The sequence below is a fragment of the Novosphingobium sp. IK01 genome, assembly GCF_033242265.1.
Classification (GTDB): domain Bacteria; phylum Pseudomonadota; class Alphaproteobacteria; order Sphingomonadales; family Sphingomonadaceae; genus Novosphingobium; species Novosphingobium pituita.
The window spans coordinates 142894-154727 of sequence record NZ_BTFW01000001.1; the positions used below are offsets into that span (position 1 = coordinate 142894).

General features: G+C 65.1%; 10 protein-coding genes. 3 read left to right on the top strand and 7 right to left on the bottom strand.

What is annotated here, in order from left to right:
* Nucleotides 1-174 precede the first annotated feature (174 nt).
* The 3 genes from rpoD to SBI20_RS00630 all read right to left on the bottom strand — a co-directional run bounded on the left by rpoD (nt 175) and on the right by SBI20_RS00630 (nt 4732).
* A complete protein-coding gene (rpoD, locus tag SBI20_RS00620; RefSeq protein ID WP_317973203.1) occupies nt 175-2175 on the bottom strand; it encodes an RNA polymerase sigma factor RpoD in 2001 nt (666 codons plus the stop codon).
* Nucleotides 2176-2259: 84 nt separating this feature from the next.
* The gene (dnaG, locus tag SBI20_RS00625; RefSeq protein WP_317973204.1) at nt 2260-4131 is read right to left on the bottom strand and encodes a DNA primase; all 1872 of its coding nucleotides are present in this window, start codon (nt 4129-4131) and stop codon (nt 2260-2262) included.
* 148 nt (nt 4132-4279) lie between these two features.
* Complete coding sequence (locus tag SBI20_RS00630) at nt 4280-4732, bottom strand: GatB/YqeY domain-containing protein (protein ID WP_317973205.1); 453 nt, start codon at nt 4730-4732, stop codon at nt 4280-4282.
* Nucleotides 4733-4891: 159 nt separating this feature from the next.
* Between SBI20_RS00630 and carA the strand changes: the two genes are divergently transcribed.
* The 3 genes from carA to greA all read left to right on the top strand — a co-directional run bounded on the left by carA (nt 4892) and on the right by greA (nt 10083).
* Nucleotides 4892-6082, top strand: a complete 1191-nt coding sequence (carA, locus tag SBI20_RS00635) for a glutamine-hydrolyzing carbamoyl-phosphate synthase small subunit (protein ID WP_317973206.1) — start codon at nt 4892-4894, stop codon at nt 6080-6082.
* Nucleotides 6083-6167: 85 nt separating this feature from the next.
* A complete protein-coding gene (gene carB, locus SBI20_RS00640; protein ID WP_317973207.1) occupies nt 6168-9482 on the top strand; it encodes a carbamoyl-phosphate synthase large subunit in 3315 nt (1104 codons plus the stop codon).
* Nucleotides 9483-9606: 124 nt separating this feature from the next.
* A complete protein-coding gene (gene greA / locus SBI20_RS00645; protein WP_317973208.1) occupies nt 9607-10083 on the top strand; it encodes a transcription elongation factor GreA in 477 nt (158 codons plus the stop codon).
* 76 nt (nt 10084-10159) lie between these two features.
* On the opposite strand, the gene SBI20_RS00650 is transcribed toward greA, so the two are convergent.
* The 4 genes from SBI20_RS00650 to SBI20_RS00665 all read right to left on the bottom strand — a co-directional run bounded on the left by SBI20_RS00650 (nt 10160) and on the right by SBI20_RS00665 (nt 11833).
* Entirely contained in the window at nt 10160-10381 is a 222-nt protein-coding gene (locus SBI20_RS00650) for a DUF4170 domain-containing protein (RefSeq protein WP_317973209.1), read from the bottom strand.
* Nucleotides 10382-10531: 150 nt separating this feature from the next.
* Complete coding sequence (locus SBI20_RS00655; RefSeq protein WP_317973210.1) at nt 10532-11077, bottom strand: hypothetical protein; 546 nt, start codon at nt 11075-11077, stop codon at nt 10532-10534.
* 25 nt (nt 11078-11102) lie between these two features.
* Nucleotides 11103-11402, bottom strand: a complete 300-nt coding sequence (locus tag SBI20_RS00660) for a hypothetical protein (RefSeq protein WP_317973211.1) — start codon at nt 11400-11402, stop codon at nt 11103-11105.
* Nucleotides 11399-11833 carry a phage holin family protein gene (locus tag SBI20_RS00665; RefSeq protein ID WP_317973212.1) on the bottom strand — a complete coding sequence of 145 codons (435 nt, stop codon included), beginning with the start codon at nt 11831-11833 and terminating at the stop codon, nt 11399-11401. The genes SBI20_RS00660 and SBI20_RS00665 overlap by 4 nt, the downstream gene beginning before the upstream one ends.
* Nucleotide 11834 lies beyond the last annotated feature (1 nt).

Below are 11834 nucleotides of genomic sequence, written 5' to 3' on the forward strand. Positions count from 1 at the left end.
CGGTTTGTGGCAGGGAGATTTCGCTGTCCCTCCAATTTTTTCGTTTCATATGCAACTGGTGCGGGAATGTCACAGTCTGGCCCGTGGCCGGGCGAAAATGCAAAAAAGGCGCCCGGAAGGACCGGGCGCCTTTTGCTGTCATTCGCTCATCGGTGATGAACGGACGAGAAGGGCTTACTGATCGAGGAACGAGCGCATCTTGCGGCTGCGGCTCGGGTGCTTGAGCTTGCGCAGGGCCTTGGCCTCGATCTGGCGGATACGCTCGCGCGTCACCGAGAACTGCTGGCCGACTTCCTCGAGGGTGTGGTCGGTGTTCATGCCGATGCCAAAGCGCATGCGCAGAACGCGTTCCTCGCGCGGGGTGAGGCTGGCCAGAACCCGCGTGACGGTTTCCTTGAGGTTGGCCTGGATCGCCGCGTCGACCGGGATGATCGCGTTCTTGTCCTCGATGAAATCGCCCAGATGCGAATCTTCCTCGTCGCCGATCGGCGTTTCGAGGGAGATCGGCTCCTTGGCGATCTTCATCACCTTGCGGACCTTTTCGAGCGGCATCGACAGACGCTCGGCCATTTCCTCGGGCGTGGGCTCGCGGCCCTGCTCGTGGAGGAACTGGCGACTGGTGCGCACGAGCTTGTTGATCGTCTCGATCATGTGGACCGGGATGCGGATCGTGCGCGCCTGATCGGCGATCGAGCGGGTGATCGCCTGACGGATCCACCAGGTCGCATAGGTGCTGAACTTGTAGCCGCGGCGATACTCGAACTTGTCCACCGCCTTCATCAGGCCGATGTTCCCTTCCTGGATCAGGTCGAGGAACTGGAGGCCACGGTTGGTGTACTTCTTGGCGATCGAGATCACGAGGCGCAGGTTGGCCTCGACCATTTCCTTCTTGGCGATGCGCGCCTCGCGCTCGCCCTTCTGGACCATGTTCACGATGCGGCGGAATTCGGCCAGCTGCATGCCCGTCGCCGAAGCGATGTCCGAAACCTCGGCGCGGATGCGCTCGACGCCATTGGCTTCGTTGGCGGCAAAGGCCGCCCACTTCTTGTCGCGATTGGCCAGCGACTGGAGCCAGCCTTCGTCCAGTTCGCGCCCGACGTAGTGATCGAGGAAGTCCTTGCGGCTCACCTTGTGGCGTTCGGCCAGACGCAGCATCTGCCCGCCCAGCGTCGTCAGCCGGCGGTTGAACGCATAGAGGTTGTCGACCAGGTATTCGATCTTCGAGGCGTGGAACTGCACGCTTTCCACTTGCGCGGTGAGTTCCTCGCGCAGGCGGTGATAGTCGGCTTCCTTGGCTGCCGGGAAGGCCAGGCCCAGGCCCAGCGAATCGAGGCGTTCACCCTGAAGGCGCTCGAACGTGCGGAACAGGCTGGTGATTTCGGCGAAGCGTTCAAGCGCGGCAGGCTTGAGCGTGGCTTCCATCTGGGCGAGCGAGAGGGTGTTGTCTTCCTCTTCTTCCTCGGCCGGACGGGCGCGGCGCTCGCGCAGCTCGTCGTCTTCGTCCTCGGTTTCCTCTTCCTCGACGTCTTCCTCTTCCTTGAAGGAAGGGCCCGCGGTCGCCTCGCTGATTTCGCCGTCGGCGTCCTCGCCGTCTTCCGAGAGGTTTTCGGGCTGGGGTTCCTTGGACAGCATGGCGTCGAGATCGAGGATCTCGCGCAGCTGCATTTCACCCGCGTTGAGGGCTTCGGACCACTGGATGATCGCGTGGAAGGTGATCGGGCTTTCGCACAGGCCCATGATCATCGTGTCGCGACCGGCCTCGATGCGCTTGGCGATGGCGATTTCGCCCTCGCGGCTGAGCAGTTCGACCGCACCCATTTCGCGCAAGTACATGCGCACGGGGTCGTCGGTCCGCTCGACCGTTTCCTTGCGCTTCTCGACGACCGGGCGGTCGTCCATGCCGGTGTCGGTGTCCTCGGCCTCTTCAGGCTCGCGTTCTTCGGGATCGACCGCGTCTTCGTCGCTCTCGACGATGTTGACGCCCATTTCCGAGATCGCGGCCATGATGTCCTCGATCTGCTCGGAGGACATCTGGTCTTGCGGGAGGGCTTCGTTCAGTTCATCGTATGTGATGATCCCGCGGCGCTTTGCCCGCGCGATCAGCTTCTTGATCGAAGCCTCGTTAAGGTCGATCAGCGGTGCATCGCCGCTATCGGTCTTGTCGTTGGAAGCCATTAACCCCGATACCACCCTTTGATCGTGCCGCTATGGCCCGTCCTGCGGAGCGCCAGCGCGTTGGCGGCAGCCCCATGCTGACTATTATAACGATGCACGAGTGCGACCCATTTGCCCCAACCGGGCCAGCAAAGCCAGCCTTCGTTGCAGCAATCGTTGCTGTTCGGCAAAACTTTCGTCGGATATTTCCGTTTCAAAACGCTCTGTGGCCTGCGTCAGCGCCAGTTCGACCGCCGGAAGCTCGACGATCAGCTCGATCGCTTCGGCCAATTCGTCGAGTGCGGTGGCACTTTGCCCTGACAGAAAGCCGAATCGCAATCCGTCGTAGTCATCTGCCGTCGGCAACCGAAGCTGCCGTGCCTCCAATATGGGACGCAAGGCGGCGCTTTCAAGCGGTTCGCCCGATTCGGAAAATACGAGGAGGGTGTCGAGCAGGGCGGCCATGTCCGGGTGGGCCGGATGGATGCGCGCGAGTGTCTCGCTGTGCCGGGCAAGCGCCTGGGGATGGATGACGAGGCCCGCCAGCACGGCGGCCAGCAGCGCATCGCCCGAGCCGACCTTTTGCGTCAGGCGCGTGGCGGTTTCGGGGGCCAGCGGCGGGGGCGGGGGTGTCCATCCCCCCCGCCCGGTTCGGGCGCCCTGTGCCGGACGGGCTGGGCTCCGGGGCGCAAATGGCGCGCGCTCGCGCCGGGCAAAGGCCAGTTCGCCAAAACGGTCGAGCAGTTCGCGGCGATAGAGGGCCTTGATGTCGGGGTGCTGGATCGTCTCGCAATGGTCGAGCAACCGCGCCTTGAGGCCCGCCTTGTCCTCGGGCGTGGCGAGGGGGGCGGCGTCGCGTTCGCCCTCCCACAGCACGTCGACGAGGCTGCGCGCCTCGCCCAGCAGGCCGAGCATGGCTTCGCGCCCGCGCTTCTTCACCACGTCGTCCGGGTCCATCCCGTCGGGCAGGGTGACGATGCGCAGGGAGTGGCCGGGGCGCAGCAGGGGCAGGGCGCGCGCCACGGCCTTCATCGCCGCGCGCTTGCCCGCGCTGTCGCCGTCAAAGCACAGGGTCGGGCATTCGGTCACGCGCCACAGGCGTTCGAGCTGGTGTTCGGTGAGTGCGGTGCCCAGCGGGGCGACCGCCTCGGCCAGGCCAGCGGCGGCCAGCGCCACCACGTCCATGTAGCCCTCGACCACCACGATCCGCGAGGCCGAGCGCGCGGCGGGCGCGGCGCGGTGGAGATTGTAGAGCGTGCGGCCCTTGTCGAACAGCGGAGTGTCCGGCGAATTCAGATACTTGGGGGCGTCAGTCTTGTCCGCCGTCAGGATGCGCCCGCCAAAGGCGATGATCCGCCCGCGCTGGTCGGCAATCGGCAGCATCAGGCGCCCGCGAAAGCGGTCGTAGGGGGTCTTGCCCTCGACCACGATCTGGAGTCCGGCCTCGACCAGCATGGCCTCGGGAAACCGGGACAGCGCCTGTTTGAGCGCGGTGCGGCTGTCGGGCGCATAGCCGAAGCCGAATTCGCGCATGATGTGGGCCGGAAACCCGCGCGAGGCCAGATAGGCGCGCGCAGCCTCGCCGCCGGGGCCCTTCAGGCTCTCGACGAAGAAATCCTGCGCGGCCTGCATCACGTCGTGGAGCGTCTTGGCTTCCTGCGCGCGGCGCGCGGCCTGACGGTCCATTTCGGGCATGTCCATGCCCGCCTGCGCGGCCAGTTCCTTGACCGCCTCGATGAAGGGCAGGCCCTGATGGTCGGTCATCCAGCGGATCACGTCGCCATGGGCGCCGCAGCCGAAGCAGTGGTAGAAGCCCTTTTCGTCGTTGATCGTGAAGCTGGGCGTCTTTTCGTTGTGGAACGGGCAGCAGGCCTTGAACTCGCGCCCCGCCTTCTGGACGCGGATCGACCGCCCGATCACGCCCGAGAGCGCGATCCGGCTGCGCAGTTCGTCCAGCCATTGTGGGGAAAGGCTCATGGCCTGCTGTTGCCCCCTCCGTCAGGTCTGCGGCCTGTCACCTCCCCCACGGCGTGGGGGAGGATCAGGTGGTCCTGCTCCTCCCCGCTGGCGGGGAAGGCGCGCGCGCCCGCAGGGCGTGGTGGAGGGGCTGCCCCGCGCATCATGATCAGGCGAGCGCGGCCTTCACCAGGCCACTGGCCTTGCCCATGTCGATCTGGGTGCCGTGGCGGGCCTTGAGCTGGGCGACGACGCGGCCCATGTCCTTCATGCCGGTGGCGCCCAGTTCTTCCTTGATGCCGAGAATCAGGGCTGAGACTTCCTCGTCCGAGAGCTGGGCGGGAAGGAATTCCTCGATCACGGCCAGTTCGGCCTGCTCGACTTCGGCGAGTTCGGGGCGACCGCCCTGCACATAGAGGGCAATCGATTCGCGGCGCTGTTTGACCATCTTCTGGAGCACGTCGATCACCAGCGCGTCGTCGTCGGGGACAGTGGCGGCGGTGCGCAGCTCGATGTCCTTGTCCTTGAGCTTGGCCAGGATCAGGCGGACGGCAGCCAGGCGGCTCTTGTCGCCGGCCTTCATGGAAGCCACTTGCGCAGCCTTGATCGTGTCGCGGATCATGTCATTGTTCCTGTGGGGTGGGGCCGTCATGTGGCGGCAAAGGAATCGCTCTAGGACAAACTTTCTCGCACCGCTAGGTTGACGCTGGCAGGAATGGGGCTTAGCGGGCGGCTCTTAGCAACATCGTTATTCCCCCTGCCAACGGAGCGACCCCACATCATGGCCGACCCCGCCTTTTCGCTTGCGCCCCAACCTGACGGAGCCACGGGTGTTCTCGTGCTTGCCGATGGTCAAGTCGCGTGGGGCCGCGGATTTGGCGCCGTGGGCGAAGCCGTCGGCGAAGTGTGCTTCAACACCGCCATGACCGGCTATCAGGAAGTGATGACCGATCCGAGCTATGCCTCGCAGATCGTGACCTTCACGTTCCCCCACATCGGCAATGTCGGCACCAACGCGGAAGACATGGAAAGCCATGGCGTCCCCGGCGCCGTGGGCTGCGTGGTCCGCGAAGACGTGACCGCACCCGCCAATTTCCGCGCCCAGGGCACGTTCCAGGCCTGGATGGAAGCGCAAGGGCGCATCGGCATCTCGGGTGTCGATACCCGCGCGCTGACCCGCCGCATCCGCGTGTCGGGCGCGCCCAACGCGGTCATCGCGCACAACCCCGAAGGCACGTTCGACCTGCCCGCGCTGCTGGAAAAGGCGCGCGCCTGGCAGGGCCTCGAAGGCCTCGACCTTGCCATTGCCGTGACCCGCAAGGATCGCGAAGAGTGGGAAGGCTCGCTCTGGCATCTGGGCGAGGGCTATACCCTTCCCGAGGGAACCGCCCCCGGAGATTCTGGCCGCCCGCATGTCGTGGCGATGGATTTCGGCGCCAAGGACAACATTTTCCGCAATATCGTCGCCGCAGGCGCCGATGTGACGGTGGTTCCGGCCAAGACGACCGCCGAAGAGATCCTCGCGCTCAAGCCGGCGGGCGTGTTCCTGTCGAACGGGCCGGGCGATCCGGCGGCGACGGGCGCCTATGCCGTGCCGGTGATCCAGAAACTGCTGGCCGCTGACATGCCGATCTTCGGGATCTGCCTTGGCCACCAGATGCTCGGCCTTGCCGCTGGCGCGCGCACGACCAAGATGAACCAGGGCCATCGCGGCGCCAACCACCCGGTCCAGCGCAAGGACGATGGCGTGGTGGAAATCACCTCGATGAACCATGGCTTTGCCATCGACAACACCCCCGGCGCGCTGCCCGAAACCGTGATCGAGACCCATGTCTCGCTGTTCGACGGTTCGAACTGCGGCATCGCCATTGCGGGCAAGAAGGCCTTTGGCGTGCAATATCACCCCGAGGCTTCGCCCGGACCGCAAGACAGTTTCTACTTGTTCGAGAAGTTTGTCGGAATGCTGGGCTAACCGCCCGGAAACGCTGAAAAACCATTGAACACTTCAAGCCGTGCCCGGCACGGCGGTCGCAAGAACCAAGAATAAAGGCCCTCGTATGCCCAAGCGCACTGACATCTCCTCGATCCTGATTATCGGCGCCGGGCCGATTGTCATCGGCCAGGCCTGCGAGTTCGACTATTCGGGCACGCAGGCGGTCAAGGCGCTCAAGGAAGAGGGCTACCGCATCATCCTGGTGAACTCCAATCCGGCGACGATCATGACCGACCCGGAAATGGCCGACGCCACCTATGTCGAGCCGATCACCCCCGAGGTCGTCGCCAAGATCATCGCCAAGGAGCGCCCGGACGCTGTGCTGCCGACGATGGGCGGGCAGACCGCGCTCAACACCGCGCTCGCGCTCGCGCAGGATGGTACGCTCGAAAAGTATGACGTGACCATGATCGGCGCCAATGCCGAAGCCATCGACAAGGCCGAAGACCGCCAGAAGTTCCGCGATGCGATGGACAAGATCGGCCTCGAATCGGCGCGTTCGGGCGTGGCGCACACGGTCGAGGAAGCCCTCGCGGTGCTCGAAACCACGGGCTTGCCCTCGATCATCCGTCCGAGCTTCACGCTCGGCGGCACGGGCGGCGGCATTGCCTACAACAAGGACGAGTTCATCAAGATCGTGCGCGGCGGTCTCGAAGCCTCGCCGACGACCGAAGTCCTGATCGAGGAATCGCTCCTCGGCTGGAAGGAATACGAGATGGAAGTCGTCCGTGACCGGAACGACAATGCCATCATCATCTGCTCGATCGAGAACGTCGATCCGATGGGCGTGCACACGGGCGACTCGATCACGGTGGCCCCGGCGCTCACGCTGACCGACAAGGAATACCAGATCATGCGCAATGCATCGATCGCGGTGCTCCGTGAAATCGGTGTGGAAACAGGCGGTTCGAACGTACAGTTCGCGGTCAATCCCAAGGATGGCCGCCTGATCGTGATCGAGATGAACCCGCGCGTGTCGCGTTCTTCGGCGCTCGCTTCGAAGGCCACCGGCTTCCCGATCGCCAAGGTCGCGGCCAAGCTGGCCGTCGGCTATACCCTCGACGAGATCACCAACGACATCACCGGCGCGACGCCTGCCAGCTTCGAGCCGACCATCGACTACGTCGTCACCAAGATCCCGCGCTTCGCCTTTGAAAAGTTCAAGGGTTCCGAGCCGCTGCTCTCGACGGCGATGAAGTCGGTCGGCGAAGTCATGGCGATTGGCCGCAACCTCAAGGAATCGCTCCAGAAGGCGCTGCGCGGCCTCGAAACCGGGCTCGACGGCTTCAACCGCTACGACGAACTCGAAGGCGCCTCGCGCGACGAGATCAACGCCGCGCTCAGCCGCGCCACGCCCGAGCGCCTGCTCGTCGTCGGCCAGGCTTTCCGCGAGGGCTTTTCGGTCGAGGACGTTCACGCCGTCACCAAGTACGAGCCGTGGTTCCTGCGTCACATCGCCGAGATCATCGCCGAGGAAGAGGACATCATCGCCAATGGCCTGCCCGTCACGGCGCAGGGCATGCGCCGCGTCAAGGCCATGGGCTTCTCGGACAAGCGCCTCGCCAAGCTGGCGGTGCGTTCGGCCCACCTCAAGGGCAGCGCCAACCATGCGCGCTCGGGCCTCGTCCACGATATCGTGACGGCCATGGCCGGCGCGACGAGCGAAGCGGAAGTGCGCGCGCTGCGCCACAAGCTGGGTGTGCGCCCGGTGTTCAAGCGCATCGACAGCTGCGCGGCCGAGTTCGAGGCGGTTACGCCCTACATGTACTCGACGTACGAAGGCGGCCTGTTCGGCGAGCCGGAGAACGAGGCGGCCCCCAGCGACCGTCGCAAGATCGTGATCCTGGGCGGCGGTCCCAACCGTATCGGCCAGGGGATCGAGTTCGACTATTGCTGCTGCCATGCGTGTTTTGCACTGGAAGAAGCCGGGTTCGAGACCATCATGGTCAACTGCAACCCCGAAACCGTCTCGACCGACTACGACACCTCGGACCGTCTGTACTTCGAGCCGCTGACCGGTGAAGACGTGCTCGAAATCCTCGACATCGAGCGGTCCAACGGCGAACTGGTCGGCGTGATCGTGCAGTTTGGCGGGCAGACCCCGCTCAAGCTGGCACAGGCGCTCGAAGACGCGGGCATCCCGATCCTGGGCACGTCGCCCGACGCCATCGACCTTGCCGAAGACCGCGAGCGCTTTGCCGCTCTGGTCGAGAAGCTCAAGCTGCGCCAGCCGGCCAACGGCATTGCCCGCAGCCGCGAGGAAGCCATCGCGGTGGCCAGCCGCATCGGCTACCCGGTGCTGATGCGTCCGAGCTATGTGCTCGGTGGCCGTGCGATGGAAATCGTCGACAGCCAGGCCCAGCTCGAAGACTATATCACGACTGCCGTGAAGGTCTCGGGTGACAGCCCGGTGCTGATCGACCAGTACTTGCGCGACGCCATCGAATGCGATGTCGACGCGCTGGCCGATGGCGAGACCGTGCGCGTGGCCGGTGTGCTCCAGCACATCGAGGAAGCGGGCATCCACTCGGGCGACAGCGCCTGCACGCTGCCCCCCTACAACCTGCCTGCCGAAATCATCGCCGAAATGGAGCGTCAGGCCGTCCTGCTGGCCCAGGCGCTGGGCGTGCGCGGCCTCATGAACATCCAGTTCGCGGTCAAGGATGGCGAGGTCTACCTGATCGAGGTGAACCCGCGCGCCAGCCGCACGGTGCCCTTCGTGGCCAAGGCTGTGGGCCAGCCGGTGGCCAAGTATGCCGCACGCGTGATGGCGGGCGAGCGTCTGGCCGACCTGCCGGAAATCCGCCGTGACATCGACTATATGGCGGTCAAGGAAGCGGTGTTCCCGTTCGCGCGCTTCCCCGGCGTCGATCCGGTGCTTTCGCCCGAGATGAAGTCGACCGGCGAGGTCATGGGCATCGACGGCAACTTTGCGGTGGCCTTTGCCAAGGCCCAGCTGGGTGCGGGCATGCGCCTGCCGCTCGAAGGGACGGTGTTCGTCTCGGTCAAGGATACCGACAAGGCGGTCGTCCTGCCCGGCGTGCGCAAGCTGGCGAACATGGGCTTCAAGATTGTCGCGACGAGCGGGACCGCGCGTTTCCTCAAGGCCGAGGGCGTCGAGGTCGAACTGGTGAACAAGGTGGCCGAAGGCCGTCCGCACATCGTCGACCGCATCATCGACGGCAAGATTGCCCTGATCTTCAACACCACCGAAGGCTGGCAGAGCCACAAGGACTCGCAATCGATCCGTGGGTCGGCTCTCAATGGCAAGGTGCCCTACTTCACCACCGCCACCGCTTCGGTGGCCGCGGCCGAAGCGATCGAGGCTTTGCGCAGTGCCGAACTTGAAGTGAAGCCGCTGCAAGACTATTATCGTTGACCGCATTTGTGTTCCCCTTCCGCAGCGGCCAATGAGGGCCAGGCCGGTTTGACCGGTCTGGCAGGGGAACGTTTTTCCTGTGTGCCCGCTGCCGGGGCAGGGAATGGAAAGAGAAGGACTACGGATGGCCAGTGTCGAAAAGCTGCCGATGCTCCAGGAAGGCTACGAAAAGCTGACCGCCGAGCTCAAGCTGCTGCGCGATGAGCGTCCCAGAATCGTCGATGCCATCGAGGAAGCGCGTGCCCACGGCGATCTTTCGGAAAACGCCGAATATCACGCCGCCAAGGAACGCCAGGGCCAGGTCGAGGCGACGATCGCCGATCTGGAAGACAAGATCAGCCGCGCCCACATCATCGACCCCACGACGCTTTCGGGCGATCGCATCGTGTTCGGGGCGACGGTGACCCTGCTCGACGACGATGACAAGCCCGTGCGCTACCAGATCGTCGGCCAGGCCGAGGCCGATGCCAAGCGTGGCCGGATCAGCTACAGCTCGCCGCTGGGCCGCGCGCTGATCGGCCGCAAGGTCGACGAAGAGGTCGAAGTGACGGTTCCTTCGGGCGACAAGTGCTACCTCGTCCAGAAGATCGAGTTCATCTGATCTCGTTTCGACAGAACGCAAAAAGGCCCCGGAAACCGATGTTTCCGGGGCCTTTTTCATGTCCGTGAAGGACAGCTCAGTCTTCGGGCTGGGCCGGATCGAGCAGCTTGTGGAGGTGGACCACCACATAGCGCATTTCGGCATCATCGACCGTACGCTGGGCAGCGGAGCGCCAGGCTTCTTCGGCAGAGGCATAGTCTTCGTAGACACCGACGAGATCGATGGCTTTGAGATCGACGAATTCGAGGGTCTGCGGGTCCTTGACCCGGCCGCCCATCACAAGATGGAGTTTCTGCATTGTGGCCCTTCCTTGGGGGATGCAGCCATGCCGATGGCAAAATATGGCCCGGTTCGCAAGGGGGCAGGCATCGGATGGCTTGCAAGATGCGCGCCGCCGCTTGCGAAAATCTGACCTTTTGGCCTTCCGGCTGTATAATGAGAAACGATATCAGTGCTTGAGGCGGGCGGCCAGTTCGCTCGCGCGGGAGATTGCCAATTCGGCAGCGTCGCGCGCGGCGTGGGTGGCCACTTCGGCCAGTTCGCCCGCGATCTTGCGGGCTTCGACCGAACGTTCGTGCAGGCGCGCTCCCGTGTCGTGGCTCAGGTCTTCGAGCTTGTGAATGCCTTCGCGGCCCGCGTCACCCGCCTTGTGGGCATAGCTGCTCGCCACGTCGGCGGCGAAGGCGGCGAGGGCCGTGGCCTTCTTGCCGAGGCCTGCGGCAGTTGCTGCCGCGGCGATGGGCGAAGCCTTGCGGCGGCGCATGGCACGGCCACCCAGAATGGCGCCGCCCACCACGAGGCCAAGCGCAAGGCCACCGGCAAGGGCGGCCATCGGATGCTGCTCGACAGCCTGACGGACATTGCCGCCCAGTTCGGCGGCCTTGGCACGGGCCTTTTCGATGGGGGTGGGTTCGACTGCGCGGGTGTCGCCGGTGGGCGAGGTCGGCACGATAGAGGTGGTCGGGCCAGTGGTCGGGGTTTCTTCGGTCACCATGAATCTCCGGATGAGCTTTGTCGTGTCAACGCTTGGCGAAGGGGCGGCGTTCCCACAGCCAGCCTGCCGCGCGCAGGAGCGGGCGGCGCAGCGACCAACCGGCGAGCAGGGCGAGCGTCGTGCCCAGCGCGGGGGCATTGTCGCGAACCATCGTGCCCGCGCCGTCGATGGCGTCGACCATCTTGTCGATCGCGCGTTCGCGCAGGCGCTGGGGGATCGGTCGGTCGGTCAGGTCCTGACGCAGGCTGCTCACTTCGTCACGCAGGCCTTGCCACGCGCGGGCCCGTTCGGCTTCGGCTTCGCGCAGGGTTTGCTCGATGCTCATTGGCCAGCCTCCTTCCCGGTGGTGTCCAGATTGTCCTTGGTGGCATTACGCTGGCCCAGCAGCAGGTCACGTGCCTCGTTGAAGGCGTGGCGGGCAACCAGCAGGCTCAGCGCCGCCATCAGCGCCAGTGCCAGCCCGACAACGCCCAGCGCGCCCCACGGGGTGATCAGCGGGGCCAGCGCGAGCAGCAGGCCGACCACCAGCGCGATTGCCAGCAGGGCGCCGAACACGGCGCCCAGAACGAGGCCGATGGCCACGCGCTTGCCACGGCTGGCGAGGATGCCCGCGCGTGCCTTTTGCAGGGCGATCTCGGCGGAGAAGACTTCCTCGCCATGGCTGATGATCGCGCGGATGCGGTCTGCCAGCGAGGCGGGGGCGTCCTGCGTGTCCGGTTGCCGGGGCTGTGCCTCGGGTTCAGTGGCCTGGGTCATG

Bases quoted from the DNA above. Each gene is read 5' to 3' on its own strand.
- rpoD (WP_317973203.1), bottom strand. From the start codon at position 2,175: ATGGCTTCCAACGACAAGACCGATAGCGGCGATGCACCGCTGATCGAC.
- dnaG (WP_317973204.1), bottom strand. From the start codon at position 4,131: ATGAGCCTTTCCCCACAATGGCTGGACGAACTGCGCAGCCGGATCGCG.
- SBI20_RS00630 (WP_317973205.1), bottom strand. From the start codon at position 4,732: ATGATCCGCGACACGATCAAGGCTGCGCAAGTGGCTTCCATGAAGGCC.
- carA (WP_317973206.1), top strand. From the start codon at position 4,892: ATGGCCGACCCCGCCTTTTCGCTTGCGCCCCAACCTGACGGAGCCACG.
- carB (WP_317973207.1), top strand. From the start codon at position 6,168: ATGCCCAAGCGCACTGACATCTCCTCGATCCTGATTATCGGCGCCGGG.
- greA (WP_317973208.1), top strand. From the start codon at position 9,607: ATGGCCAGTGTCGAAAAGCTGCCGATGCTCCAGGAAGGCTACGAAAAG.
- SBI20_RS00650 (WP_317973209.1), bottom strand. From the start codon at position 10,381: ATGCAGAAACTCCATCTTGTGATGGGCGGCCGGGTCAAGGACCCGCAG.
- SBI20_RS00655 (WP_317973210.1), bottom strand. From the start codon at position 11,077: ATGGTGACCGAAGAAACCCCGACCACTGGCCCGACCACCTCTATCGTG.
- SBI20_RS00660 (WP_317973211.1), bottom strand. From the start codon at position 11,402: ATGAGCATCGAGCAAACCCTGCGCGAAGCCGAAGCCGAACGGGCCCGC.
- SBI20_RS00665 (WP_317973212.1), bottom strand. From the start codon at position 11,833: ATGACCCAGGCCACTGAACCCGAGGCACAGCCCCGGCAACCGGACACG.